This window comes from Dietzia sp. IN118, from assembly GCF_032905965.1.
GTDB lineage: Bacteria > Actinomycetota > Actinomycetes > Mycobacteriales > Mycobacteriaceae > Dietzia > Dietzia kunjamensis.
This window is the reverse complement of record NZ_JAUMSR010000002.1, coordinates 1-25,718: the sequence shown is the minus strand read 5'-3', so window position 1 is coordinate 25,718 and position 25,718 is coordinate 1. Positions and strand designations below refer to the sequence as shown.

The 25,718-nt window shown below is 69.9% G+C and carries 22 protein-coding genes; 11 read left to right on the top strand and 11 right to left on the bottom strand.

Features of this window, described 5'->3' with window-relative positions:
- The first annotated feature begins 431 nt into the window (after window positions 1-431).
- From Q2K20_RS15625 to Q2K20_RS15615, 3 genes are all read left to right on the top strand, one after another.
- A complete protein-coding gene (locus Q2K20_RS15625; RefSeq protein ID WP_067716486.1) occupies window positions 432-2,018 on the top strand; it encodes a Re/Si-specific NAD(P)(+) transhydrogenase subunit alpha in 1,587 nt (528 codons plus the stop codon).
- 4 nt (window positions 2,019-2,022) lie between these two features.
- On the top strand, window positions 2,023-3,444 hold the full coding sequence (gene pntB / locus Q2K20_RS15620; RefSeq protein ID WP_096906455.1) for a Re/Si-specific NAD(P)(+) transhydrogenase subunit beta: 1,422 nt from the start codon (window positions 2,023-2,025) through the stop codon (window positions 3,442-3,444).
- A 197-nt stretch (window positions 3,445-3,641) separates the two neighbouring features.
- Window positions 3,642-5,099 carry an NAD-dependent succinate-semialdehyde dehydrogenase gene (locus Q2K20_RS15615; protein WP_069389454.1) on the top strand — a complete coding sequence of 486 codons (1,458 nt, stop codon included), beginning with the start codon at window positions 3,642-3,644 and terminating at the stop codon, window positions 5,097-5,099.
- Between the two features lie 136 nt (window positions 5,100-5,235).
- Here Q2K20_RS15615 and Q2K20_RS15610 read toward each other — a convergent pair whose 3' ends face one another.
- The gene (locus Q2K20_RS15610; RefSeq protein ID WP_132064058.1) at window positions 5,236-6,558 is read right to left on the bottom strand and encodes an ammonium transporter; all 1,323 of its coding nucleotides are present in this window, start codon (window positions 6,556-6,558) and stop codon (window positions 5,236-5,238) included.
- Window positions 6,559-6,833: 275 nt separating this feature from the next.
- Between Q2K20_RS15610 and glnT the strand changes: the two genes are divergently transcribed.
- From glnT to Q2K20_RS15575, 7 genes are all read left to right on the top strand, one after another.
- Window positions 6,834-8,246 (top strand): type III glutamate--ammonia ligase, encoded by a 1,413-nt coding sequence (gene glnT / locus Q2K20_RS15605; protein ID WP_083249698.1) that lies wholly within the window; start codon window positions 6,834-6,836, stop codon window positions 8,244-8,246.
- 58 nt (window positions 8,247-8,304) lie between these two features.
- A complete protein-coding gene (locus Q2K20_RS15600) occupies window positions 8,305-9,201 on the top strand; it encodes a glutamine amidotransferase (RefSeq protein ID WP_069389456.1) in 897 nt (298 codons plus the stop codon).
- Window positions 9,202-9,262: 61 nt separating this feature from the next.
- Window positions 9,263-10,006, top strand: a complete 744-nt coding sequence (locus tag Q2K20_RS15595; protein ID WP_083249699.1) for a protein glxC — start codon at window positions 9,263-9,265, stop codon at window positions 10,004-10,006.
- 87 nt (window positions 10,007-10,093) lie between these two features.
- Entirely contained in the window at window positions 10,094-11,431 is a 1,338-nt protein-coding gene (locus tag Q2K20_RS15590; RefSeq protein WP_069389465.1) for an FMN-binding glutamate synthase family protein, read from the top strand.
- A gap of 52 nt (window positions 11,432-11,483) precedes the next feature.
- A complete protein-coding gene (locus Q2K20_RS15585) occupies window positions 11,484-12,140 on the top strand; it encodes a helix-turn-helix domain-containing protein (RefSeq protein ID WP_069389466.1) in 657 nt (218 codons plus the stop codon).
- 200 nt (window positions 12,141-12,340) lie between these two features.
- Window positions 12,341-13,573, top strand: a complete 1,233-nt coding sequence (locus tag Q2K20_RS15580; RefSeq protein ID WP_069389457.1) for an allantoate amidohydrolase — start codon at window positions 12,341-12,343, stop codon at window positions 13,571-13,573.
- Between the two features lie 52 nt (window positions 13,574-13,625).
- Window positions 13,626-14,816 (top strand): NAD(P)/FAD-dependent oxidoreductase, encoded by a 1,191-nt coding sequence (locus Q2K20_RS15575; RefSeq protein WP_182634078.1) that lies wholly within the window; start codon window positions 13,626-13,628, stop codon window positions 14,814-14,816.
- Window positions 14,817-14,911: 95 nt separating this feature from the next.
- On the opposite strand, the gene Q2K20_RS15570 is transcribed toward Q2K20_RS15575, so the two are convergent.
- The 8 genes from Q2K20_RS15570 to Q2K20_RS15535 all read right to left on the bottom strand — a co-directional run bounded on the left by Q2K20_RS15570 (window position 14,912) and on the right by Q2K20_RS15535 (window position 22,637).
- Entirely contained in the window at window positions 14,912-15,607 is a 696-nt protein-coding gene (locus Q2K20_RS15570) for a GntR family transcriptional regulator (RefSeq protein WP_069389458.1), read from the bottom strand.
- A complete protein-coding gene (locus tag Q2K20_RS15565) occupies window positions 15,604-16,431 on the bottom strand; it encodes an ABC transporter ATP-binding protein (RefSeq protein WP_269505457.1) in 828 nt (275 codons plus the stop codon). Before Q2K20_RS15565 ends, Q2K20_RS15570 begins: the two co-directional genes overlap by 4 nt.
- Before the next feature lie 96 nt (window positions 16,432-16,527).
- The gene (locus tag Q2K20_RS15560) at window positions 16,528-17,409 is read right to left on the bottom strand and encodes an ABC transporter permease (protein WP_083249701.1); all 882 of its coding nucleotides are present in this window, start codon (window positions 17,407-17,409) and stop codon (window positions 16,528-16,530) included.
- 45 nt (window positions 17,410-17,454) lie between these two features.
- Window positions 17,455-18,411 carry an ABC transporter substrate-binding protein gene (locus Q2K20_RS15555; protein ID WP_069389459.1) on the bottom strand — a complete coding sequence of 319 codons (957 nt, stop codon included), beginning with the start codon at window positions 18,409-18,411 and terminating at the stop codon, window positions 17,455-17,457.
- On the bottom strand, window positions 18,405-20,138 hold the full coding sequence (gene atzF / locus Q2K20_RS15550) for an allophanate hydrolase (RefSeq protein ID WP_069389460.1): 1,734 nt from the start codon (window positions 20,136-20,138) through the stop codon (window positions 18,405-18,407). The genes Q2K20_RS15555 and atzF overlap by 7 nt, the downstream gene beginning before the upstream one ends.
- A 110-nt stretch (window positions 20,139-20,248) precedes the next feature.
- The gene (locus Q2K20_RS15545; protein ID WP_182634077.1) at window positions 20,249-20,425 is read right to left on the bottom strand and encodes a hypothetical protein; all 177 of its coding nucleotides are present in this window, start codon (window positions 20,423-20,425) and stop codon (window positions 20,249-20,251) included.
- 327 nt (window positions 20,426-20,752) lie between these two features.
- Window positions 20,753-21,229, bottom strand: a complete 477-nt coding sequence (locus Q2K20_RS15540) for a hypothetical protein (RefSeq protein ID WP_067716482.1) — start codon at window positions 21,227-21,229, stop codon at window positions 20,753-20,755.
- Between the two features lie 46 nt (window positions 21,230-21,275).
- Entirely contained in the window at window positions 21,276-22,637 is a 1,362-nt protein-coding gene (locus Q2K20_RS15535; protein WP_317176953.1) for an acyl-CoA dehydrogenase family protein, read from the bottom strand.
- Window positions 22,638-22,784: 147 nt separating this feature from the next.
- Here Q2K20_RS15535 and Q2K20_RS15530 point away from each other — a divergent pair, with 147 nt between their 5' ends.
- Window positions 22,785-23,744, top strand: a complete 960-nt coding sequence (locus Q2K20_RS15530; protein ID WP_063972779.1) for a TIGR03620 family F420-dependent LLM class oxidoreductase — start codon at window positions 22,785-22,787, stop codon at window positions 23,742-23,744.
- Window positions 23,745-23,991: 247 nt separating this feature from the next.
- Here the strand turns inward: Q2K20_RS15530 and Q2K20_RS15525 are convergent, their stop codons facing one another.
- Both Q2K20_RS15525 and Q2K20_RS15520 read right to left on the bottom strand, forming a co-directional pair.
- Entirely contained in the window at window positions 23,992-24,804 is an 813-nt protein-coding gene (locus Q2K20_RS15525) for an AAA family ATPase (protein WP_063972687.1), read from the bottom strand.
- Window positions 24,804-25,571, bottom strand: coding sequence for a Mu transposase C-terminal domain-containing protein (locus Q2K20_RS15520; RefSeq protein WP_172815739.1), 768 nt, complete (start codon window positions 25,569-25,571; stop codon window positions 24,804-24,806). Before Q2K20_RS15520 ends, Q2K20_RS15525 begins: the two co-directional genes overlap by 1 nt.
- Between the last annotated feature and the right edge of the window lie 147 nt (window positions 25,572-25,718).

The following is a 25,718-nucleotide window of genomic DNA, read 5'->3' as shown; positions in this document are numbered from 1 at the left end:
TCCCGGATCGTCACCGACGATCCGGGGTGCTTTTTATTGCGCACCAACTTCACGCCACTAAGCATCCGGGGCCTATGGCATGTGTCACAAGGTCCCCGAAAACGATCCCACCGGCTCGTTCGCGGTCCACAGTGTCCCGTAGGCTCTGCCGGAAGTTCTTCCGGTGGACGTGGCGCCACCCTGCCCGCGCCGGAGGACGACGCCGTAACGGTGGACGAAGCAGGGGTAACCATCCCACCCCGAGCCGCTTCGTGAGCTCTGATCTCGGATCGGTGACTGGAGCGCACCCCGGGCACACACGTGCCGGGCCTGTGGAGAATACGTAGAACACGCCAAAACTCGAGACGTCAGAGCCGGCGCACACGCGTCGGCTCGCTCACAACGCAGTAAAAGGATGCCCTATGGCTTCGAGCCTTGAAGAGATCCCTGATATGAAGCCGGACTCCGATGTCCGGGATGCCGGTGTCGCGCCGTCGGTGATCGGTGTGGTCGCCGAGTCCAACCCGGCGGAGAACCGGGTGGCGGCGACGCCCGAGACGGTGGCGAAGCTGATCGGCCTGGGCTACCGGGTCGTGGTGGAGCACGACGCCGGTACGCGCGCGGAGTTCGCGGATGCCGCGTACGCGGAGGCCGGTGCCGAGCTGGCCGATGGTGACGCCGCGTGGTCGGCGGACGTGGTGATGAAGGTCGCCGTGCCCACCGAGGCCGAGGTGGCGCGGGTCCGGTCGGGCGCGACGCTGGTGGGGCTGTTGGCGCCGGCGCAGAACGAACATCTCCTCGGTCTGCTCGCCGAGCGCGGCGTGACCGCGCTGGCGATGGATGCGGTCCCGCGTATCTCGCGGGCGCAGTCGATGGACGTGCTGTCGTCGATGGCCAACATCGCCGGCTACCGCGCGGTGATCGAGGCCGCTCATCACTTCGGACGGTTCTTCACCGGCCAGGTCACCGCGGCGGGCAAGGTCCCGCCGGCCAAGGTCCTGGTCGCGGGTGCCGGCGTGGCGGGTCTCGCCGCGATCGGGGCCGCCTCGAGCCTGGGCGCGATCGTCCGCGCGACCGATCCGCGTCCCGAGGTGGCCGACCAGGTGGGGTCCATCGGTGGCGAGTATCTGCCCGTGGAGGTGCCCGAGGAGGAGAAGGTCGTCTCCACTGACGGGTATGCCAAGGCCACCAGTGAGGCCTACGATCGGGCCGCGGCGAACCTCTACTCGGAGCAGGCAGCCGACGTGGACATCATCATCACCACCGCGCTGATCCCGGGTCGGCAGGCACCGCGCCTGATCACGGCCGCCGACATCGCGACGATGAAGCGCGGCTCGGTCATCGTCGACATGGCGGCCGCGCAGGGCGGCAACGTCGAGGGCAGTGTGGCCGACGAGGTCGTCGTCACCGAGGGCGGTGTCACGATCATCGGTTACACCGACCTGGCCGGGCGGCTGCCCGCGCAGGCTTCGCAGCTGTACGGCACCAACCTGGTCAACCTGACCAAGCTGGTCACGCCGGGCAAGGACGGCGCGTGGGCGCTGGACATGGACGACGTGGTCCAGCGCGGAGTGACGGTGACACGGGGCGGCGAGATCATGTGGCCGCCCCCGCCGGTGCAGGTCAGTGCCGCCCCCGCGGCGGCCGCTGCCCCCGAACCGGTCGAGCCCAAGCCTGAGAAGAAGAAGATGTCGGCCGGCGCGAAGCTCGGCCTGATCGCCGCCGGCATGGCGTTGCTGCTGCTGCTCACCGCGGTCGCGCCGGGGGACATCCCGCGCCACATCACGGTGTTCGTGCTGGCGATCGTGATCGGCTACTACGTCATCGGCAACGTGCACCACGCGCTGCACACCCCGTTGATGTCCGTGACCAACGCGATATCCGGAGTGATCGTCGTGGGTGCGTTGCTGCAGGTCGGGATCGACAACACCCTCGGCCTGGCGCTCGCCGCCATCGCGATCCTCGTCGCGTCCATCAACGTCTTCGGCGGTTTCGCCGTGACGCGTCGCATGCTCGGCATGTTCTCGAAGGGAGCCTGAGCAGATGTCTGTTGAGACCGCCGCCAATGCGGCCTACCTGGTCGCCGCACTGCTGTTCATCCTGTCGCTCGCCGGGCTGTCCAAGCACGAGACCGCCCGCCGGGGCCTGACCTTCGGCATCGCCGGCATGGCGCTGGCCCTGGTCGCCACCGTCGCGCTGGTCATCGACCACCAGCCCGCCACCATCGGCATCGTGTTGATGGTCGTGGCCGTCGCCATCGGCGCCGTCATCGGCCTGATGCGCGCGCGCAGCGTGCAGATGACCGAGATGCCCGAACTCATCGCCCTGCTGCACTCGTTCGTCGGCCTGGCCGCCGTGCTGGTCGGGTGGAACGGCTACCTGGAGCCCGAGCTGCACGGTGAGCTCACCGGTTCGCTGCTCGGCATCCACCACGCCGAGGTGTTCATCGGCGTGTTCATCGGCGCCGTCACCTTCACCGGTTCGATCGTCGCCTACCTCAAGCTGTCGGGGAAGATGAAGTCCGCACCGCTGGTGCTGCCGGGCAAGAACCTCATCAACCTCGGCATCCTCGTGGCGTTCGTCGCGCTGACCGTGTGGTTCGTCATCTCCCCCGCGCTGTGGATGCTCATCGTGGTCACCGCCCTGGCGCTGGCCCTGGGCTGGCACCTGGTCGCCAGCATCGGTGGCGGCGACATGCCGGTCGTGGTGTCGATGCTCAACTCGTACTCCGGCTGGGCCGCCGCGGCCACCGGCTTCCTGTTGGGCAACGATCTGCTCATCGTGACCGGCGCGCTGGTCGGCTCCTCGGGCGCGTACCTGTCCTACATCATGTGCAAGGCGATGAACCGCTCGTTCTTCTCCGTCATCATGGGCGGCTTCGGTATCGAGGCCTCATCGGGCGAGGGCAAGGACCACGGCGAGCACACCGAGATCGATGTCGCCGGTGCGGCCGAGATGCTGGCGGATGCCTCGAGTGTGATCATCGCCCCCGGTTACGGCATGGCCGTGGCGCAGGCGCAGTACCCGGTCGCCGACCTCACCCGCACCCTGCGTGAGCGTGGCGTCGACGTGCGCTTCGCCGTCCACCCGGTCGCCGGTCGCCTGCCCGGCCACATGAACGTCCTGTTGGCCGAGGCCAAGGTCCCCTACGACATCGTGCTCGAGCTCGACGAGATCAACGACGACTTCGCGGACACCGACGTGGTGCTGGTCATCGGTGCCAACGACACCGTGAACCCGGATGCCGCCGAGGACCCGGGTAGCCCGATCGCGGGTATGCCCGTGCTCCACGTCTGGGAGGCCGAGAACGTCATCGTGTTCAAGCGGTCGATGGCCGCCGGTTACGCCGGCGTCCAGAACCCGCTGTTCTTCCGCGACAACACCCAGATGCTGTTCGGCGACGCCAAGGACCGCGTCGACGACATCCTGGCCGCGGTCAAGGATCAGCAGGGCGCCAGGGCCTGACGCGCCGAACCGCCCGTTCGACCGTTCGACCACATCCGCTACCCGCCCTACGGATCCGCTATTCCGATTGGAGTAGCGGATCCCGAGGGGGAGTAGCGGATGTGGTCGTCTGTCGTCCGCGTGGCGGCCGTCGGGCGGCGGGGCCCCGGTGGTGGATACGACGGCGCCCCTGCGGGCGGGGCGGGTAGAAGTGAGGCATGAGCCACGCACCCACCAGCGCCTATCCGGACACCCGCCTGTTCATCGACGACCAGTGGACCGACTCCGCCGACGGCCGCACCATCGACGTGCGCAACCCGGCCGACGGGCAAGTGATCGGCACGGTCGCCCACGCCTCCACCGCGGACCTGGACCGCGCCCTCGACGCCGCCGACCGGGGCTTCGCCGTGTGGCGGGACACGACCCCGGCCAAGCGCGGCTCGATCATGCGCGCGGCGGCGCAGCTGTTGCGGGAACGGGCCGATTCCGTCGCCCGCATGATGACGCTGGAGCAGGGCAAACCGCTGCGGGAGGCGAAGGGCGAGATCCTCGCGGCGGCCACCATCGTCGACTGGTTCGCCGATGAGGGACTCCGCGTCTATGGCAGGCTCGTACCCCACCGCAGCGACCTCACGATCCGCCAGATGGTGGTGAAGGACCCGGTCGGCCCGGTGGCGGCGTTCACGCCCTGGAACTTCCCCGTCAACCAGGTGGTCCGCAAGATCGCGGCCGGGCTGGCGGCGGGGTGTTCCCTGATCGTCAAGGCGCCGGAGGAGACCCCGGCCAGTCCCGCCGAGCTCATCCGGGCCTTCGCCGATGCGGGCCTGCCGGCCGGGGTGTTGGGTCTGGTCTACGGGGACCCTGCCGAGATCTCCGGGTATCTCATCCCGCACCCCGTGATCCGGAAGATCACGTTCACCGGCTCGACGGCCGTCGGCAAGCAGTTGGCCGCGATGGCGGGACAGCACATGAAGCGCAGCTCGATGGAGCTCGGCGGCCACGCGCCGGTCATCGTCTGCGACGACGCCGACCTCCGGCTGGTCCTCGACGCCATGGGCCCCATGACGTTCCGCAACGCCGGTCAGGTGTGCATCTCCCCGACGCGGTTCCTGGTGCAGAACGGCATCCGCGACGAGTTCGCCCGCGAACTGGCCCGGCACGCCGGGCAGATCCGGGTCGGCAGCGGACTCGAGGACGGCACCACCATGGGTCCCCTCGCCAACGATCGTCGACTCGCGGCGATGAGTGAGTTCCACTCCGACGCCGTCGACCGGGGTGCGGAGGTCCTCACCGGCGGTCACCGGATCGGCGACGCGGGCAACTACTGGGCTCCCACCGTGTTCAACGAGGTGCCGACCGAGGCGCGGTTGTTCAACGACGAGCCGTTCGGGCCCGTCGCCGCCATCCGGGGGTTCGATCACCTCGACGAGGCGATCGCCGAGGCCAACCGCCTGCCCTACGGGTTGGCCGGTTACGCGTTCACCGGGTCGCTCGCGAACGCGGACCTCCTCACCCGCAGGGTCGAGGTGGGGATGCTGTGGGTCAACATGCCGTCGATGCCGTCCGCCGAGCTGCCGTTCGGCGGGGTGAAGGACTCGGGCTACGGCTCCGAGGGCGGTCCCGAGGCCATGGAGTGCTACCTCAACACCCGGTCGATCGCGATCCGGAACGTCTGACCCGCCGTCGGGCACGACGAACCCGGGGCACGACGAACCGGGACACGACGAACCGGGACACGCCGAACCCCGGGGCCCGCAGCCGAGTCGGATCGAACCGGCGGCAGACCCCGGGGTCATGCAGTCGCGTGAGGCGTCAGTTCTTCGTCGTGTTCGCCACCTCCTCCGGTGAGTCCTCCACGGCCGCGGCCGTCCCGAGACCGTCCTGGAAGTACGCCATCTCGCGGTGGTAGGCCTTGTCGAGGCCCTCGAGCTCTGCCTCCTCGGTGACGCGCAGCCCTATCGTCTTGTCGAGGACGACCGCGATGAGCAGCGTGACCAGGAACGAGTAGGCGACCACGGCCACCGTGGCGAGGGTCTGCGCCCCGAGCTGCCCGAACCCGCCGCCGTACAGCAACCCGGCCTCACCGACGGGCGAGGCGGGATCGGCGATGACGCCGATGAGCATCGTGCCGATGACGCCGGCGACGAGGTGCAGCCCGGCCACGTCGAGGGAGTCGTCGTATCCCAGGCGGAACTTCAGGCCCACCGCGTAGTGGCACACCACGCCGCAGATCAGGCCGATCGCGATGGCGCCGAGCGGGCTCACCGACGAGGCGGCCGGGGTGATGCCGACCATGCCGGCGACCAGCCCGGACGCGACACCCAGGGTGGTGGGGTGCTTGGCCCGGACCTGTTCGGTGATCATCCACGCCAGGGCCCCGCACAGGGCGGCGACGACGGTGTTCAGGGCGGCGACGCCGGCCGTGTTGCCCGCGGCGACCGCCGAGCCGGCGTTGAAGCCGATCCAGCCCGCGAACAGCATCCCGGCGCCGAGGAAGGTCAGGGGGACACTGTGCGGCCGGCTCACCGTGGGGAACCCGGCGCGGCGCCCCAGTACGAGGACCAGGGCGAGTGTGGCGATGCCGGCGTTGATGTGGATGGCGGTACCGCCGGCGAGATCGATCGCGCCCAGGCCGTTGGCGATCCACCCGCCCACGACCGAGCCGTCCTCGGAATCGAACGCGAACACCCAGTGGGCGACGGGGAAGAAGACGAGCAGAGGCCACACCAGGGCGAAGACCAGCCAGGTGGAGAACTTCATCCGGTCGGCGACGCCGCCGGCCACCAGTGCGACCGTGATGCCCGCGAACAGCAGGAGGAATCCGGCGAACAGGGCGGGCGGAAGTCCCGGTGTCTCAGGCTCGGCCATGATCCCCCTCAGCCCCAGGTACTCCAGGGGGTCCCCGAGGAGCCCGAGCCCGCCGAGCGAGTTGCCGAAGGTGAGGGAGTACCCGACGACGACCCACAGCACGGCCATCACCGCGACCGCACCGATCGTCATCATCATCATGTTGAGCGTGCTGCGGATGCTGACCATGCCGCCGTAGAACAGGGCGAGACCGGGCACCATCAGCGCCACTGCGACCATGGCCGCGAGCACCCAGGCGGTGTCCGCCGCCGCGATGGCTACGTCCATCTGTCTCTCTTTTCTCTGCAGGCCACCGGTGGCGGCTGTCGGGATAAACGAACGTTTCACAGTGTGATCCCGTGGTGCTCACCGCCGCGTATCGCGATGGTTTCCATCTGGTTACCGGATTCGGCGGAGGAACACCCCGCTACAGCGGTTCGTCCCTTCGCCGCAGGTGAGCGCCGGACGCGATGCTCCGCGAAGCCGTAACACGGCGGTAACCACCACGGGGTTTCCGCTCAGTAGGTTATGAACACCACGCAGAAACAAGCCCAGGAGGGCCCATGACAGTGACCGCAGATCCCACCGTCGGGGTCGCCGCTTCCCGGAACGGCTCGGCCGTCCACCCTCCGGTCGCGCCGATCAGGACGGGGGCCGACCAGGGGCCGGGCCCCCTCGCCAGGGTCGTTGCCGAGACCGGGACGCGATTCGTCCTCGCCGTCTTCACCAACCTCCGTGGCAAACCCTGCGCCAAGCTCGTGCCGGCCTCGGCCGTCGACCAACTCGAAGCCGGAGAGCTCGGCTTCGCCGGTTACGCGGCCGACGCGATGGGCCAACAACCGGAAGACCCCGACCTCGTCGTCGTCCCCGACGCGCGGTCCTTCACCTCGTTGGACTTCATCAAACCCGGGTTGGCCCTCGTGCACTGTGACCCCTGGGTGGGCGGGCGACCGTGGCGCTTCGCGCCACGCGTCATCCTCGGCCGGGTGCTCGCCGACGCCGCCACCAACGGCCTCGAGCTCAAGGTGGGCGCCGAGGTCGAGTACTTCCTGGTCCGCCGGAACGCCGACGGCACGCTGCGCACCGCCGACCCGAAGGACGACGAGTCCCACCCCTGCTACGACGCACGCGGCGTCACCCGCATGTACGAGCACCTCGCCGGGGTCTCGGAGGCGATGAACACCCTCGGGTGGTCCAACTACGCCAACGACCACGAGGACGGCAACGGGCAGTTCGAGCAGAATTTCGCCTACGACGAGGCCATGGTCACCGCCGACCGGGTCATGACACTGCGCTACATCATCTCGATGCTGGCCGAACAACGGGACATGATCGCCACCTTCATGCCCAAGCCGTTCTCCGACCGGACCGGCTCGGGGATGCACCTGCACATGTCACTCTGGCGCGGGGGCGACGCGGTGTTCCCCTCCGAGGGCCCGGACCGGTACGGGCTGGGGCTCTCGCCCACCGCCTACGCCTTCATCGGCGGCATCCTCACCCACGCCTCCGGTATGCACGCGGTCCTGTGTCCGACGATCAACTCCTACAAGCGCATCGGTGCACGCACCACGACCTCCGGTGCGACCTGGTCGCCGACCGATGCGACCTACGGCGGCAACGACCGGACCCACTACCTCCGCGTCCCCGACGCGAACCGGGTCGAACTGCGCGGCGGTGACGGATCCGCGAACCCCTACCTCGCGATGGCGGTCCAGCTCGCGGCCGGACTCGACGGCATCCGACGCGACCTCGACCCGGGACCGCCCGCCGCCGTCACCGACGCCACCCACACCCTGCCACCGACGCTCCTGCACGCCGTGGAGGCGATGGTCGCCGACGACGTCGTGCGCGCGGCCCTCGACACCTGTGGAGACGGCGTCGCGGACTACTACGCCGGCCTCAAGCGCGACGAGTTCACCGCCTGGCACAACACCGTCACCCAGTGGGAGATCGACGAGTACCTCACGGCGTTGTGAGCCGCCGACGACCCTGCGTCACCCACCCACCCGCTCTCACTACACCTCAGGAGAATCCATGTGCGGCATCGTCGGACTCCACCTCCGCGACCCCGGCCTCGAGCCCCGGCTCGGCGAACTGCTCACCACCATGCTCGGCGAGATGACCGACCGGGGCCCCGACTCCGCAGGGGTCGCCGTGTACGGCAACCGGGACTGGACCCCGGCCGGATCCGCGACGGTCACCGTGCTTGCCGACGGCGTCGGCGTCGACGCTCTCACCCAGCGCGTGGGCGCCGAACTCGGCCGCCCGGTCGACGGACAGGAACTCGGCGCCACCACATTGCTCAGTGCCGTCACCGACGTCGACTCGCTGGCGGCCGCCGTCCGCACCGCCGCCCCCGAGGTGGTCCTGGTGGGAATGGGTCGCGAGCTGGCCGTGCTCAAGGGGACCGGCCTGCCGCTCGACCTGGCCGCCGGTTTCGGCCTGGCCGGAGCCAGCGGCTGGCAGGGGGTCGGCCACACCCGGATGGCCACCGAGTCGGCGGTGACGCCCGCCGGGTCGCACCCCTTCTCCGTCGGACCGGACCAGTGCATCGTCCACAACGGGTCCTTCTCCAACCACGCCTCGGTCCGACGGCAGCTCGCCCGACGCGACATCCGCTGCGACACGCTCAACGACACCGAGGTCGCCGCCCGGTTCGTCGCCGCCCAGATCGCGCAGGGCGCCGGCATCGACCAGGCGCTCGAGGAGATGGCCGGAGTGCTGGACGGCTTCTACACGCTGCTGGTCTCCACCGCGGACGACTTCGCCGTGGTGCGCGACCCCATCGCCTGCAAACCCGCGGTGATCGCCGAGACCGACCAGTACGTGGCGATGGCGTCGGAATACCGGGCGATGGCGCACCTGCCGGGTATCGAGAGCGCCCGCCTCTACGAGCCCGAACCCGGCCGCATCTACCACTGGCACCGCTGAGCGCGCACCGCCGACAGTCGGACCCCGTCACCGCCCCAGCCCCGCACCCGAAGGACCCACCATGACCGTCATCGCCGATCAGGACCTCACCCCCGACCAGACCTCCGCGGCCGAGCCCACGACCGCATCCCGCGTGATCAACCTGCACGATGCCTCCCTGCGCGAGGTCAACCGGATGCTGCAGGAGTCCGACGGGACCGGCCGGTTCCTCGTCACGGACCCGAGGGGGGCGCACGCCCTGGCCGTCGGCCTCGACAGACCCGACGAGGTGATCATCGACGGTCCGACCGGGTATTACACGGCCGGGATGAACGACGGCGCCCACGTGACCGTCAACGGCAACGTGGGCGTCGGCGTCGCGGAGAACATGATGTCCGGGACGGTCCGCGTCCACGGTTCGGCCTCCCAGTCGGCCGGCGCCACCGCGCACGGCGGCCTGCTCGTGATCACCGGTGATGCCGGCGCCCGGTGCGGCATCTCGATGAAGGGCGTCGACATCGTCGTGGGCGGGTCGATCGGGCACATGAGCTGCTTCATGGGTCAGGCCGGTCGGCTGGTCGTGCTCGGTGACGCCGGGGACGCCCTGGGGGACTCGCTCTACGAGGTCCACATCTACGTCCGGGGGTCGGTCACCTCTCTCGGCGCCGACTGCGTGGAGAAACCGATGCGGTCAGAGCACCACGACGAGCTCACCGACCTACTCGACCGTGCGGGGTACGCCGACGCTCCGACAGCCGGGTTCCGCCGGTACGGGTCCGCCCGCACGCTCTACAACTTCGACGTCGACAACGCCTCGGCGTACTGAACCACCCCATCCGCTCGCCCCCGGCGACCCGCACCAGAGGAGTCCACCATGCCCTTCGACGGACCGACCCGATACGCCACCACCGCCATGCGGCCGCCGGGCGCCGACGACCCGACCCTGCGCGAATCCGCGACCTTCCCGCGGGCGGTCATCCACGAGATCCAGCGAGCCGCCGACACCGGGATCTACGACATCCGCGGCTGGGGCGCCAAGCGTCGACTGCCCCACTTCGACGACCTGCTCTTCCTCGGCGCATCGATGTCCCGGTACCCGCTCGAGGGCTACCGCGAGCGCTGCGACACCGACATCACCCTGGGTGCCCGGCACGCCTCGAAGCCCATCCATCTGGACATCCCGGTGACGATCGCGGGCATGAGCTTCGGCGCCCTGTCCGCGCAGGCGAAGGAGGCGCTCGGCCGGGGCGCCAGCGCCGCCGGGACCTCCACGACCACCGGCGACGGGGGGATGACGGCCGAGGAGCGCGGGCAGAGCTCGAAGCTCGTCTACCAGTACCTGCCGTCGCGATACGGCATGAACCCGGTCGACCTGCGCAAGGCGGATGCGATCGAGGTGGTGTTGGGACAGGGGGCCAAACCTGGTGGGGGAGGGATGCTGCTCGGGCAGAAGATCTCCGACCGGGTCGCGCGGATGCGCACCCTGCCCAGGGGCATCGACCAGCGCTCGGCATGCCGGCACCCGGACTGGACGGGGCCGGACGATCTGGCCATCAAGATCCTCGAGCTGCGGGAGATCACCGGGTGGGAGAAGCCGATCTACGTCAAGGTGGGCGCCACCCGCACCTACTACGACGTGAAGCTGGCGGTGAAGGCCGGCGCCGACGTCGTGGTGGTGGACGGCATGCAGGGGGGCACGGCCGCCACCCAGGACGTGTTCATCGAGCACGTCGGCATCCCCACCCTCGCGGCGATCCCGCAGGCCGTGCAGGCGTTGCAGGAGATGGACCTGCATCGCGAGGTCCAGCTCATCGTCTCCGGCGGGATCCGGTCGGGTGCGGACGTGGCCAAGGCGATGGCGCTCGGGGCGGACGCGGTCGCGATAGGGACCGCCGCGCTCATCGCCCTGGGCGACAACGACCCCCGCTACGAGCAGGAGTACCGCGAGCTGGGCTCGGCGGCCGGCTTCTACGACGACTTCCAGGAGGGGCGGGACCCGGCAGGCATCTCCACCCAGGACCCGGAGCTGGCCGCCAGGCTGGACCCGGTCGCCGCGGGGAGGCGCCTGGCCAACTACCTGCACGTGCTCACGATGGAGGCGCAGACCATCGCCCGGGCCTGCGGTAAGTCCCACCTCACGCACCTGGAGCCGGATGACCTGGTCGCGCTGACGATGGAGGCCGCCGCGATGGCCCGGGTGCCGCTCGCCGGGACCGACTGGATCCCCGGCCGGGCCGGGCGGGGCATGTGAGATGACCGTCGCCCCGGAGGTCGCCGCCGCGCCGGAGACTATCGTCGACGCCATGGGGACCGAGCCGGAGGCCGCGCGCAGGATCGTCCACCAGGCCGCCCCCCGCGAGCTGCCGGTGGACGTCCCCACCGGCGGCGATCTCGAGCGGATCATCGGGTTCCACGTCCGCCGACTCCGCCTCTCCGAGGGGCTTGGGGTGGCGGAGATGGCGCAGCGGATCGGCATCTCCAAGGCGATGCTGTCCAAGATCGAGAACGCCCAGACCTCGTGCTCGTTGAGCATGCTGGCGAAGCTCGCCTCGGGGCTCGACGTCCCTGTCACCTCGCTGCTGCGTGGCGCGGACACCCGGCGGGACGCGGTGTTCACCGCCGACGGTCAGGGCGCCACGATCGTGGGCCGCGGCACGGCGGCCGGTCACGTCTACGAGCTGCTCGGCGCGCTGCGGGGCCCGAACAAGCGCATCGAGCCGGTCCTGGTCACCCTGACCGCCGAGTCGGAGGCGCATCCCCGTTTCCAGCACCCGGGCACCGAGCTGCTGTACATGCTGGCCGGCGACATGATCTATCACCACGCCGAGTCGGAGTACCGGCTCCGGCCCGGGGACTCGTTGCTTCTCGACGGCGAGGGGGTCCACGGCCCGGTGGCGATGCTCGAGCTGCCCATCCGATTCCTCTCGGTGACCGCCTACCCGGACGGTGTCGAGGGCTGATCCGGACCCCCGGACCGCCCGCCTGTCGCGTCCACCGCTGACTGCTCGGGCGCTCGCGCGCCGATGCGCCTTCTCCCACCCCACCCGGGCCGCTGCATTCCCGCACCCACCTGCCCGCACCTACCGCCCGCACCCACCTGCCCGCACCCACCGCCCGTTACCGGGACGCCCCGTCGTCCCCGAATCCCGAGGATCTCGCCATGACGGCCCCGTCCGCTCCCACCGTCACCTCGCTGATGTCCGCGATCCGCGACGTCGGCACCGACCCCACCCGCGGCGGGTACAGCCGGCCCGTGTTCTCCACGCCCGAGCTGGACCTGCGCGAGTGGTTCCTCGCCGAGGCCGCCGCCCGGGGGCTGGACTGCGAGACGGACCGCAACGGCATCATCTGGGCCTGGTGGAACCCGGCCGGGCATCCGCTCACCGACGCGGTGGTGACCGGCAGTCACCTGGATTCCGTGCCCGGGGGAGGGGCGTTCGACGGGCCGCTCGGGGTGGCCTCCGCGCTCGTGGCCGTCGACCACCTGGCCGCCCGCGGCATCCATCCGCGCCGGGCGCTGGCACTGACCGTCTTCCCGGAGGAGGAGGGTTCGCGTTTCGGCCGCGCCTGTCTGGGCTCGTTGCTGCTCAACGGGGCCATGGACCCGGCGGTGGCCGCCGCCCTGACCGACGACGACGGCACGACGTTCGGGGAGTTGTGCGCCCTGCACGGACTCGATCCTGCCCGCATGGGTCGCGACGAGGAGGCACTGGGGAGGATCGGTCGGTTCGTGGAACTGCACGTCGAGCAGGGGCGGGGCCTGATCGACCTGGGCAGCCCGGTCGCCGTCGCCTCGTCGATCATCGGTCACGGTCGCTGGCGGGTGACCTTCACCGGTCAGGGCAACCACGCGGGCACCACCGTGCTCGCCGACCGCCGCGACCCCATGATCCCGGCCTCGCGGACCGTCCTCGACGTCCGCCGGATCGCGGGCCTGCACCGGGGGGCACGGGCCACGGTCGGGCGTCTGGTGCCCACGCCCGGCGGGACCAACGTGATCGCCTCCCGGGTGGACCTGTGGCTCGACGTCCGCCATCCCGATGACGCGGTCACCGCGCGGATCGTCCACGAGATCTCCGAGGCGGCGTCGGCGGCGGCGCTGCTCGAGGGTTGCGAGGTCGCCGTCGTGCAGGAGTCGCTGAGCGGGTCGGTCGACTTCGATCCCGTCCTGCGTGACCGACTGTGCGCCGACCTGCCCGGGGTGCCGATCCTGCCGACCGGTGCCGGTCACGACGCCGGTGTCCTGGCCGCGCACGTGCCCACCGCGATGCTCTTCGTCCGCAATCCCTCGGGGGTCTCGCACTCGCCGGCCGAGCACGTCGAGGACGCCGACGCCGAGCGCGGCGCCGAGGCGCTGGCCGACGTCCTGGCCGACCTGCTCGCCGCAGACTGATCCCGACCGACCCCGGCCGACCGACCACCCTCACGACAGAAGGAGAACCCCCGTGACCGAGACGGCGCAGTACCTCATCATCGGCGGCGGCCTGGAGGGCCTGTCGATCGCCTGGAACCTCACCGAGCGCGGTGAGACGGACGTGCTCGTGGTCGAGAAGGACACGCTGTGCTCCGGCATGACCGGCAAGTCCAGCGGTATCGTGCGCTGCCACTACGGGTCGCCGACCATGGCGGCGCTGAGCTGGCACAGCATCCCGGTGTTCGAGAACGCCGGCGAGTTGCTCGGCGACGACATGGGCTTCCGTCAGTGCGGGTACGCCGTGATCGTCGGCGACGAGAACGTGGCCCCGCTGCGGGCGAACGTGGCGATGCAGCAGAGTCTGGGGATCGAGACGGAACTCATCACCCCGGACCGGATGGCGGAGCTGTGGCCGGGGCTCAACGTCGAGGACGTCGCGGCCGCAGCGTGGGAACCGCGGGGCGGCAGGGGCGAGGCGTACATGACGGGGATGGCGTTCGCGGCCGCCGCGCGTGCCCGCGGCGTGCGCGTCCGTCAGAGCACCCGCGTGGTCTCGCTCCTCCGCGGTTGCGGGGACCGGGTCGTGGGCGCGGAGTTCGCCGACGGCACGGAGGTCTACGCCGAGCACGTGATCCTCGCGACCGGCGTGTGGGCCCCGCAGCTCGGCGCCACGGTCGGGATCGACATCCCGGTCCGTGCGCAGCGCGCCCAGCTCGTGATGGTGGACCAGGGCGAACCGCTCGGGCAGGTCCCCACGCTGTCCGACCTGGTGGGCCTGCAGTACCTGTGCCGCGAACCGAACGGGGAGATCCTGGCCGGCAACTCGGACCACGCCGCGCCGCAGTACATCGACCCCGACGCCTACGCCAACAGGGCCGATTCCTCGACCGTGGAGAAGGTCGTCGAGCGGCTCATGCACCGCCTGCCGGACATGCCCGATCCGTCGATCACCGGCAGCTATGTGGGGGCGTATGACACGACGCCGGACTACAACCCGATCATCGGCCCGTCGCCGATCGAGGGGCTGTTCCTCGCGGTGGGGTTCTCCGGTCACGGGTTCAAGATGGCGCCCGCGGTCGGTCGGCTGGTCGCCGAGTTGCTCACGGAGGGGACGACGACGATGTCGGGCGTCGACCCGGCCGACTGTCGGTACGCCCGGTTCGCGGAAGGGCGTCCCACGACGAGCCTCCACCCGTACGCGGGCGCCGGCGAGATGCGCTGACGCGGCGGGCCGGGCACGCCCCCGCCCCCGCGGGTGGCCGTCGTACCCGGTGGCCCGGCTCGGGGCGTCCCGGCACCGGACTGCCCGGTACGGGACTACCCGGCGGCGTGGAGCGCACGGTTGGTCAGCGAGCGTCGAGCTTTGTCCTCGACCTCGGCGAGCGAGGATCCGACGTGGCCGCGCAGCAGGTCGATCGCGGTGGTGACGTCACCGTCGAGGACGCGGTCGAGTACTTCCAGATGCTCGGAGACCGTCGCGTGCACCCGCTCCTCCGTCGAGTAGTCGTACATCCTCATGGGGCGGATACGGGCGTTGACGGCGCGGAGCTGGTCGGTCACGGCCGCGTTCCCGCAGGCCGAGGAGAGTTTCACGTGGAACGCCTCGTCCCGCTCCACCAGATCCGGTCCCGGGGTGGGGGGTGTGGAGAGGAGCGGCGACCAGGCCCGGCGCAACTCGCTCAGCGATCGGAGGTCCGGGCGTAGGTCGGGGTTCTCCGCGATTCGCCGTAGCCCGCTGAGTTCCAACAGGACCCGCAGCTCGTAGAGGTCCCGCAGAGCGGGGAGGTCGTAACGGGCCAGAAAGTAACCGTCATCCCGGCGCTCGAGCAGGCCGTCGGCGTCCAACCTGATGAGCGCCTCGCGAAGCGGCGTGCGGGACACCTCCAGTTGGTCGCACAGGCGGCCCTCGACCAGTCTCTCCCCGGGCGCGAAGCGGCCCGTCGTCACGAGCTCGCGGAGACCGTGCAGCGCACGGGCGGACTGCGAGAGGCCCGCCTCACCCCGCGAGGTCACGACTCGTCCCCGTGGATGAGGCCGGAGATGGCCCGTTCGTACCTGTTGAACTCGGTGGCGTTGATGTCTCGGGGGCGCGGGAGTTCGATGTCGATGTCGGCGATCACGTGGCCGCACAGGCCCGATCCGGCGCCCCCCGCCATCACGATGACCCTGTCGGAGAGGTTCACCGCCTCCTCGACGCTGTGCGTGATGAACACGGTCGTCGTCCCGGTCTCCCGGTGGATGCGGGTGAGTTCCTCCTGCAGCGAGCTGCGTGTCATGGCGTCCAATGCGCCGAACGGCTCGTCCATGAGGAGCACGCTCGGCCGGTTGGCGAGGGCCCGGGCGATCGCGACGCGCTGCTGCATACCACCGGACAACTGACCCGGGAAGCGGCCGGCCGCGGTCTCCAACCCGACGAGCGCGAGCGCGTCACCGGCCACCGCCCTGGCCTCCTTTCGCGACATGCCGTTGCGGCGGGGGCCGTACGCCACGTTCTCCATCGATGTCCTCCACGGGAACAGCCCGTAGTCCTGGAAGACGACCCCACGGTCGGGACCGGGGCCACGGACGGGGACGCCACCGAGTTCGATGACGCCGTCGGTGGCCGTCTCGAAGCCGGCGAGGAGCCGAAGCAGGGTCGACTTCCCGCAGCCGCTGGCACCGACGATGCTGACGAACTGACCCGCCTCGATGTGGAGGTCGAGGCCCGAGAGCGCGAGGACGTCGGAGTCCTTGCCGGGGAATCGCATCTCCACCCCTCGCACGGAGATCGCGGCGCCGGGGGCCGAGGTGGTCGATGACGAGGCGGGGACGGGACGGGACTCGAGTGTGGTGGTCATGGGAGTTCCTTTCGGGAGACGGGGAGCGGGTGGCACGGGGGGTGCGTCGCAGCGGCGGGCGGGTCGCCGCCCGACCGGGTGGCGTGGCCGGGGAGGTCAGGTGAGCCCGGGGCGGCCCCGGGTGACCGTGGACAGCGCGCGGCGCAGCAGCGCGTCCGAGAGGAGGCCGGCCACGCCGATGGTGAGCATCCCGGCGATGATCACGTCGGTGCGGCTCATGTCGCGGGCCTGGGTGATCAGGGCCCCGAGGCCGGTGGTGATGCCGACGGTCTCGCCCACCACCAGGACCACCCAGGACAGGCCGAGCGCGACCCGCAGGCCCGAGGTGATCGAGGGCATCGCCGACGGGAGAACCACGTCCACCAGCACCCGGAGGCGGTCGACGCCCAGCATCTGGGCGGCCTCGAGGAGGCGCGGCGGCACGGCGTGGGCGCCGGCGATGGTGTTGAGGAGGATGGGGAAGAACGCGGCGAGGAAGACCAGGAAGATGGTGGATCGGTCCCCGTACCCGATCAGCAGCAGACTCAGCGGGGCCCATGCGGTGACGGGGATCGGGCGCAGGATGCCGATGGTGGAATCGAGGAGTTCGCGGATCACACGGAGGCGGCCCATGAGGATGCCGAGGGGGATCGCCACGGCCGCGGCGAGCAGGAACCCGTTGAGTACCCGGAGCGCGCTCGCCGCCGTGTGCCGCCACAGCGAACCGGACAGAGCATCGGACCCGGTTCCCACCGCCAACCCGATCCAGGTCTGCGCCACCGTCAGGGGATCACTGAGGAACCGCATGTCGATGCCGAACGGCAGCTGCCACTGCTGACGGACCGCGATCCACCACAGGGCGAGGATGGCGAGCGGGATCGGCAGGGCGAGCAGGATGCGGCGGGTCCGGCCCCGGCCGCGCCTGACGGCGGTGGCGGGCACGACGTGGGGTGTCGAGGTGGTCCGGCGCTCGATCGCCGGGGGAGCGAGAGTGGTCATGTCCTGGTCTCCTTGTCGAAATGCCTGGCTGGGAATCGGGGTGCGTCAGTCGGAGTGGACGAACGTATCGACGTCCGGTGCCGAGGGGATGTGGCCGACGCGGACCATCTGCTCGATGAGGGCGGCGAGCTGGGCGCGGAACTCGTCGTCGATCTCTGATCTGGGCCATGTGTTGGCCACGGCGAGGGCGGTGACCTCCGGGTCGAGGGAGAACTGCTCGACCACCCTGTCCTGCCACTCGGTGCGGTGGGCGTCCATGTACTCGACCACCTGACGGTGGACGTCGGCGATCCTTCCGACCTTGTCCGGGTCGGCGTCGATGGTCCGTTGGGTGACCCCGAGGCCGATGTTGACCTTGCCGACCGGCGTGTCGTACGGGGAGGCGATCTCCACCGCCCCGGAGTTCTGCCGGGCCGTCGACGGACCGAGCTCCGCGGAGAGGAAGGCGTCGATCCGACCACCGCCGAACGAGGTCGCCATGTCGGAGAAGGGCAGATTGACCAGGGTGACGTCGCGGTCGGCATCGAGTCCGTGTCGGGCGAGCGTCAGGCGCAGGAGGATCTCCTGTGACGATCCCCGCGGGTACCCGACGGTCCGGCCCCGGAGGTCCTCGACCCTGCGGATGTCGGGTGTGCCGACCAACCCGGACCCGCCGTCCGCGGCGACGGACAGCAGTCTCAGGTCCTCGCCCGCCGCCGCGCCGGCGAGCAGAGCGGGAATGCCCACCACACCGAAGTCGATCTGCCCGCTGACGAGAGCGTTCTTGATGTCGGGGGAGGAGTCGAACGTGGCGACCTCGATGGCCAGGTCGGGAGCGAACTGCTGATAGAAGTACGGCGCGAACAGGTGTGGTTGGCCCCGCAGGGTGCCGACGGTGACCCGCTCGAGGTCGCTCTCGCTACCGAGCGTGGTGAACGTGGAATCGATGGTGGAGCAGGCGGTCGTGGACAGCGAGAACACGGCGACCAGCGCCAGGAGCACTCGGCGAAACGGGGTCAGCATCGGGCGTCGTCCTTACTGGTGTCGAGGGTGGTGGAGGTGGTGGCGAGGTAGAGACGCCAGTCGGTGTGGTCGGTGATGTCCTCGGCGCCGCCCAGGGCGTCGGCCGTGCAGCCGAACCCGACGACCGACTCACCGCCGTCGAGCGAAACGCGGGTCAGGCTCATCGGGGCCGGGAGCTCGGCGAGCAGGCGCCCGAGAGCGGAGTGCGGGAGGCGGTACAGCTCACCGTTGATCGACCGGCCCGTCTCCTCCGGGCGGGCCGGGACGAGGCCGGGCTTCGGGGGCACCGTCGGCAGGGAGAACAGTCTGTAGTCGGCGGAGGTGCGGATGTCGCCCACGAACCGTGCCCCGAGTGACTCGAGTTGGTGGTGCAGCGGCTGGCCACGGAGGTGGGCGCCGAAGACCGCGAGCCTCGTGTCCGATCCGGGCCAGATCTCGGGAACCGGCCCCCGGTCCTCCGCAGCGCTGGTGCCGAGCAGGGTGGAGTGGACGCGGGCGGCGAGGTCCGCGGCCACCTGGTCGTGGTCCCGGGGGGCCAGCACCATCACGCCGAAACGTCCCGGGCCGATCGACCGTCCCGGGACGGCGACACCGCACATGTCCAGGAGGTTGCAGAAGTTGGTGAACGTGCCCAGACGTCTGCTCACCTCGAACGGGGCCGCGGCGACCTCCGCGAGGGTGGGGTGGTCGGTGGTCGTCGGCAGGAGCAGACCGTCGATGCCCGTCATGAGGCGGCGAGCGTGGGCTCCGGCGTGGGCGAGACATTCCAGGTCCCCGACGAACTCCACGGCGCCGGCGTCACGGCCACCGAGGATGATGGCGGCGACGGTCGGGTCCAGGTCCTCCGAGCCCCGGGACACGGCGTCCCCGACGGCCGCATAGCGCTCGGCGACAAGGGCGCTGTCGTAGAGCAGCCGCGCGGCGTCCAGGAGCGGGGAGATGTCCACTGTGACGATCTCGACGCCCGACCGCTTCAGGTCGCGTACCGCGTGGTCGAAGGCCTCGCGGTACTCCGCACCCAGGGCGGACAGGTCCCGTTCCCGCGGGACGGCGAGTACTGCTCGCGACGGGGCCGCCAGCGGGACATCGTCCCGTCTGGGGCCGCAGCGCGGATCCGCGCCGTCCGGCCCGGCGATGACGGCCATCACCCGGGTGGCCTCGGGCACCGTTCGCGCGAACACGCTCACGCAGTCGAAATCGGCGCACGCGGGCACGACGCCGGTGGCGGGAACGAGCCCGGGGCTGGGTTTGAGGCCGACGATCCCGTTGAAGGCCGCGGGAACGCGGCCGGAACCGGCGGTGTCGGTGCCGAGTGCGAAGTCGACCTCGCCGTCGGCCACGACCACGGCCGAGCCCGAACTCGACCCGCCCGCGATGCGTTCCGGCATCCCCGAGGCGTGCACCGCGCCGTACGGGCTACGGGTGCCGACCAGGCCGGTGGCGAACTGGTCCATGTTCGTCTTGCCGACGAACGTCGCACCGGCGTCGACCAACCGCTGCACCACCGTCGCGTTCCGGGGTGGAGTGGTGGCGAAGGAGGGGCAGCCGGCGGTCGTGGGAACGCCGGCGACGTCGATGTTGTCCTTGACCGCGAACGTCAGGCCCGCGAGCGGAAGGTCCTCGCCGTTCGCGGCACGCGCCAGGGAATCGTCCACTGATCGGGCGATCTCGTCAGCGGCGCGGCGGTGGATCCACGTGGGGTTGCTCCGGGGCGGGGTGGTCAGCATCGGAAATCCTCTTCTGAACTGGGGGAATACGATGCTGTATACGGTGCTGTGTACGAGTTACCGCTCTGGCAGCGGCGTGTGACGGCGGTGTTTCGGCGGGGGCTTGCGCGTTAACAACCGGTGGCAGCCCCGGCCTCGTGCAGCGCGGGGAGCAGGTCGCGCTCGGCCAGCTCGAGGAACGGCGACTGGTCCCGCGCGACGTGGTGCAGGTAGATCCGCTCGAACCCGAGCTCCTCGAACTCGCGCAGTCGGACGACGAGTTCGTCGACGGAGTCGGTGACGATCACCGTTTCGGCGAGCTTCTCATCGGGGATGTGCCGCCCGGCGACGTCGAGCTCCTCCGGGGTGGCCAGGTTCGCGTCGAGGGGCGCGCCGACGGAGTTGTTCTGCCACTGGCCCGTGCGAGGTCGCGGGCCCGGCCGAGGGTGTCGGCGATCGAGATGTGCACCTGGAGTGCGAGTGGACCCCGCCCGCCGGCGCCGCGGTAGGCGCTGACGATCTCCGTCATCGACCCGAGGTCGGCGTTGACGGTGATGAGCCCGTCCGCCCAGGTCATCGCGGGGGACGGCGCGGTGGGGGCGGGGCGGCACGGAGTCCCGGGCCGCCCCGCCTGGTCACTGCTTCTTCAGCGCGTCCGTGCAACGCAGACGGAGCTTCTCCAGTTCGCGTCCGTGCTGCTCCGCACGCTCGACCAGCTTCTCCAGCGTGGGCCGGGGAAGCCGGGGGTCGTCGATGTCTAGCAGAGCCTTGAAGCCGAGCGTCTTGCCCGTCACGGCGAGGGTCAGCGCCTCGAGCTCGACCAGATCGCTCAGCGGGGAGCGCTCGGCGGCCCGCCGGTTGGGCTTGAGCTGGCCGAACTTCTCGGCGGCCTTGGCGGGCAGGTCCTTGAGGATCGAGGGTGACGTCCCCGCCAGCGTCATGAGCTCCTCGAGGCTCTTGAGGTCGTCCACGGTCTCGTCGCCGATGCGGGAGACGACCTTCCTGGTCTCCGGGTCGTCGTGGTCCTCGGCCACGCGGCGGAACAGGTCGATCCCGGCGGCGGCACCGGCGTGGTGGTCCTGCATGTACGTGTGCAACATCTCGGTGGCCATGTACTGACGGTACGAGAGCGGGACGCAGGAGCAACCGGACCACGGTTCACCGGGCGAGGAGCCCCTTCGCGATGTGGGTCACCTGGATCTCGTTGCTGCCCGCGTAGATCATGAGCGACTTGGCGTCGCGGGCGAGCTGTTCGACCCGGTACTCGGCCATGTACCCGTTGCCGCCGAACAACTGCACGGCCTCCAGCGCCACCTCGGTGGCCGCCTCGGACGAGTACAGCTTCATCGCCGACGCCTCCGCGAGCGAGAGCGGCTTGCCGGCACGGGCGCGCTCGATGGAGTTGAAGACCATGTTGCGCACGTTCATCCGCGCGACCTCCATCTTCGCCAGCTTGAGCTGGATCAGCTGGAAGCGCCCGATCTCCTGGCCCCACAGGGTGCGCTCGCGGGAGTAGTCGACGCACAGCCGGTGGCACTCTTCGATGATGCCCAGCGCCATGGTGGCCACCCCGATCCGCTCGGCGGTGAAGCTCGACCGCGCCGACTCGCGGCCGTCGCCCCCGCGACCGGACTCGGACTCGCCGAGCAGCCGGTCCCTGCCGAGGCGGACGTTGTCGAAGAACAGCTCCCCGGTCGGGGAACTGTGCAGGCCCATCTTCCTGAAGGGAGCACCCTGCGTGAGGCCCTCCATGCCCTTGTCCAGTACGAACGTCAGCACCTTGCGGTCGCGCTTGTCGGCGTCCGTGGCCGGACCCGTGCTGCCCGCTCCACCCGACCCCTCGTCGAGCTTGGCGTAGACGATCATCACGTCCGCGTACGGCCCGTTGGTGATGAAGGTCTTCTGGCCGTTGAGGATGTAGTCCTCGCCGTCGCGCCGCACGTAGGTGCGCATGCCGCCGAAGGCGTCGGAACCGGAGTCCGGCTCGGTGATCGCCCATGACGCGACCTTCTCCATGGTCACGATGCCGGGCAACCAGCGTTCCTTCTGCGCGAGCGTCCCGCGGGACATGATCGTGGTCGCGCCCAGCCCGAGGCTCACGCCGAGCGCGGAGACCAGCCCCATGCACGCGCCGGCCAGTTCACTGGTCACCACGGCCATCATGGAGTCCCGGTTCTCGGGGGCTCCGCCGGAATCGCCGTCCTCGTCGTCGTCCCCCCTCCCGCCGTCGCCGCGCGGCGCGTCACCGGATGCAACCCCGCCGCCCGCTGCCTCGCCGCCCGCGGTCCCAGTCCCGGCCGCCGCGCCGACCGTCTCGCGCGCCCGCTCCTTCGCCAGCATCTTCTCGACCCCGTCGCGGGCCATGGCATCGATGCCGAACTCGGCGAACAGCTTCCGGATGATCGGGTAGGGCGGGATCTCACCGCTCTCCAGGGCGTCGAGCTGGGGGCGGATCTCCTTGGCGATGAAGCCGCGCACGGCGTCGCGGATCATCAGGTCGGTCTCGGACCACTCGTACATCGGCGTCTCGTCTCCTCGGTGCCCGGGGGTGTGCCGCGTGTCGCTGCAACACGTGTCAGCTCAGTGTGTCGCGACCGGGTCGACGGCCGCGGCCGTTTGCGGCGAATGGCCGGCCCGGCGACGACGGGGTCGGGCACACTCGGGAACATGAGTGCCCTCCAGGACAGTGCATCCCACCGAACCCGCCACCGCCCCGCAGGTCGCGAGCAGCTCGGCCGGATCGGCCTGTGGACCGGCTCGCTGGAGGGACTGACGCCGGCGGCGATTCCCGACGTCCTCGGTGAGCTCGACGACCAGGGCTGGGGCTCGCTGTGGTTCGGCGAGGCCGTCGGCCGGGAAGCGTTCACCGCCGCGCAGCTGTACCTGGGCGCCACGCGCCGGATGGCGATCGGCACCGGCATCGCCAACATCTACGGCCGCGACGCCTCGGCGGCGGGGGCGGCCGCCCGGACGATCAAGGCCATGCACCCGGGCCGGTTCGTCCTGGGCCTCGGCGTCTCGCACGCGCCGCTGGTCGAGCGCCACCGTGGTCACCACTACGGGCGGCCGCTGTCGGCGATGCGTGAGTACCTCGACGCGCTCGACCGGACTCAACCCATGGCGGCGGGCGAGGACACGATGCCGCCGGTCGTGCTCGCCGCGCTCGGCCCCAGGATGCTCGAGTTGTCGCGCGATCGCACCGCCGGCGCCCACCCGTACCTGACGCTGCCCGAGCACACCGCGCGGGCGCGCGAGATCCTCGGCGGGACCGCCGACGACGGGCCGGCCCTGGTCGTGGAGCACGCCGCGGTGGTGGCCGAGGGGGTCGACGACGACGACGAGGTGTGGCGGTCGCGGGCCCACGATCACCTCAACGTCTATACGGGCCTGCCGAACTATCGGAACTCGTGGACCCGGCAGGGGTTCGACGAGTCGGACTACGTGCGCGGGGGCAGCGATCGGCTCAAGCACGCGATGGTCACCCGCGGGGTCGAGGCGACGCGGGCGCGGGTGCAGGAGCACCTGGACGCAGGGGCCTCGACCGTGCTGGTGCAGGTGCTCGGCGAGAACGTGCTGACGCCGCCGGTCGAGGACTGGCGGATCGCGGCCGAGGGGCTGCTCGGCTGACGCCTGGTCGCCAGACTGCGCGGACCGGAGACGCGTCGGTTGCCAGAGGGGCTTGTCAGTCTCTGTTTTTTCGGAGAGCCGGTTGATCCTCGCCACTGACCGCTGGCGACGCTCGTAGATCTCCCCAGTACTCCTTAGCAGCAATGTGGTTTGTCGAGTACACCCGTGCGGGACGGAACGCCGCCAACGATCGCTGCTGTGACTCTTACCTTCGTTTGGCGGGATTTCGCAGGTTCGTTTGGCGGTGTCAGGTGATGCCGATGACGAGGGTGGATCGGGCGGCTTCGACGACGTCGTCGGTGATGGTGTTGAGCTCGTTGATCTGCATGATGCGCTCCATCTGCGTGAACAGTCTGTCGACGAGGCGGAAGTTGCCGCGGGTGATCCGTGTGATCGCGGCGAGGGCTTGAGCGTCGGTGAAGTCGTCGGGGTCGAGGGGGTGGCCGTATTTGGGCCAGCGACGTTCGAGTACGAATCGCAGTTCGTCTTTGCTCAGTGGCCGGTACTCGTGTGCGAATCCGACGCGGCTGTAAAGCTGCGGGTAGCGGCTGAATCTCTTCTCGATCCCGGGCATGCCGATGAGGATGACGGCGACGTTGTCGCGGTCGTAGTGGTCTCGCACCATTTCCAGGGCGGTGGCATTGAGTCGGTCGGACTCGTCGATGATGATCAGCTCGACGTACTTTCGCAGGTGTCTGGGTCGTGTCTGCAGTTCGCCGGTGTTGATCAGATGCTCGTCGATGCACGCAGATACCTGGACCGTCAGTCCGGTGAGATCGTCTCTGACCTGACGCGGGGTGCTCAGGACCGCGTGGGTGTAGAAGACTGTCCGTTTCCTGGCCAGTGCGGCATAGATCGGGAAATCGGAGTCATCGCGTGGTCCCCATTCTTCGAGGAGTCGCTCGGCTTTGTGCCAGTTCGCATACCGTCTGGCAGACAGTGTTTTACCGATCCCGGCTTGGCCGTAGCAGATGCCGATGGTGTGTTGCCGGCGTACGGCGTCGGCGAACTCGACGAATCTGCGGTGCTGTTTGGTGGCGATGAACCGTTGCGGAGACATCAGTCATCCTCCAGGTAGGTGCGAAGTTTCGTCTTCCTCTGGGCGGGTGGGGTCGGTGCCGCCGGGGCCGGAAATGAGGGGTCTTGGTGGCCGGTGACGACGGCAATGCGCTCGGTGATCTGGCCGCGTAGCTCGCGTCGGCGGGCTGCGCGTGCGTGTTGAATGTCTTTGAGGCTGACTGTGGTCGATGCGTGATCGGGGTCCACGGCCTTACAGATGTACTGGTTCTTGTGGAAGACGTGAATTTCGGAGATGTCGCGGGGGTCGTAACGGATCACGACCTGTTCTTTGACGTAGGCGGCCAGCAGTGGTGAGACGTACCGCAGGCCCTGGAAGCGCACTCCGTCGCGGTGGACGATGCGCGTTTTGGCCACGGTCAGCAGCAGCAGGTTGAGATCATCGACGGTCTCGGGCAGGCGGGGAAGCCACCCGTCGCCGATCCAGGTCCGGTAGGGGCTGTCGCCAGTCTCCGGATGGGTGCGGTGGTGATACTTGGCACCGATGAACTCGCCGATCGCGGTGTCGAGTTCGGGCAGCGTCAGTACCGGCTCGGGGTGCCGCTGACCGCGGGTGAGATAGCCCGGCAGCTCGGCAAGGAGTTCGGTGTTGATCGTGCCGAAGATTCGCTCGATCTTGCCGCGGCCCTGTGGCCTGGCGATGGTCGAGTAGATGATCTGAAAGTGCAGGTACTTGGCGGTCTGGGCGAGATGGTGGCTGGTGAAGTCGGTCCCGTGATCGACGTAGAGCACATCGGGCAAGCCGCACATCGGCCAGTTCGGATCGCTCTTTGACCTGCCGCGTCGATTTCGGACAGCGGAGTTGATGGTTTCTCTACGCTGCCGTTGCCGGCTGGAGGTCAGCGTAGTGCACCTCGTTCGGGCGCTTGTAGCCGAGCGCTGAATGGCGCCGTCGGG

Coding starts and splice junctions, on each gene's coding strand:
- Q2K20_RS15580 (WP_069389457.1), top strand. CDS start 12,341: ATGACGGCCCCGTCCGCTCCCACCGTCACCTCGCTGATGTCCGCGATC.
- Q2K20_RS15520 (WP_172815739.1), bottom strand. CDS start 25,571: ATGTGCGGCTTGCCCGATGTGCTCTACGTCGATCACGGGACCGACTTC.
- Q2K20_RS15540 (WP_067716482.1), bottom strand. CDS start 21,229: ATGGCCACCGAGATGTTGCACACGTACATGCAGGACCACCACGCCGGT.
- Q2K20_RS15600 (WP_069389456.1), top strand. CDS start 8,305: ATGTGCGGCATCGTCGGACTCCACCTCCGCGACCCCGGCCTCGAGCCC.
- Q2K20_RS15530 (WP_063972779.1), top strand. CDS start 22,785: ATGAGTGCCCTCCAGGACAGTGCATCCCACCGAACCCGCCACCGCCCC.
- Q2K20_RS15535 (WP_317176953.1), bottom strand. CDS start 22,637: ATGTACGAGTGGTCCGAGACCGACCTGATGATCCGCGACGCCGTGCGC.
- Q2K20_RS15525 (WP_063972687.1), bottom strand. CDS start 24,804: ATGTCTCCGCAACGGTTCATCGCCACCAAACAGCACCGCAGATTCGTC.
- Q2K20_RS15615 (WP_069389454.1), top strand. CDS start 3,642: ATGAGCCACGCACCCACCAGCGCCTATCCGGACACCCGCCTGTTCATC.
- Q2K20_RS15595 (WP_083249699.1), top strand. CDS start 9,263: ATGACCGTCATCGCCGATCAGGACCTCACCCCCGACCAGACCTCCGCG.
- glnT (WP_083249698.1), top strand. CDS start 6,834: ATGACAGTGACCGCAGATCCCACCGTCGGGGTCGCCGCTTCCCGGAAC.
- Q2K20_RS15610 (WP_132064058.1), bottom strand. CDS start 6,558: ATGGACGTAGCCATCGCGGCGGCGGACACCGCCTGGGTGCTCGCGGCC.
- atzF (WP_069389460.1), bottom strand. CDS start 20,138: ATGCTGACCACCCCGCCCCGGAGCAACCCCACGTGGATCCACCGCCGC.
- pntB (WP_096906455.1), top strand. CDS start 2,023: ATGTCTGTTGAGACCGCCGCCAATGCGGCCTACCTGGTCGCCGCACTG.
- Q2K20_RS15590 (WP_069389465.1), top strand. CDS start 10,094: ATGCGGCCGCCGGGCGCCGACGACCCGACCCTGCGCGAATCCGCGACC.
- Q2K20_RS15625 (WP_067716486.1), top strand. CDS start 432: ATGAAGCCGGACTCCGATGTCCGGGATGCCGGTGTCGCGCCGTCGGTG.
- Q2K20_RS15585 (WP_069389466.1), top strand. CDS start 11,484: ATGGGGACCGAGCCGGAGGCCGCGCGCAGGATCGTCCACCAGGCCGCC.
- Q2K20_RS15560 (WP_083249701.1), bottom strand. CDS start 17,409: ATGACCACTCTCGCTCCCCCGGCGATCGAGCGCCGGACCACCTCGACA.
- Q2K20_RS15555 (WP_069389459.1), bottom strand. CDS start 18,411: ATGCTGACCCCGTTTCGCCGAGTGCTCCTGGCGCTGGTCGCCGTGTTC.
- Q2K20_RS15565 (WP_269505457.1), bottom strand. CDS start 16,431: ATGACCACCACACTCGAGTCCCGTCCCGTCCCCGCCTCGTCATCGACC.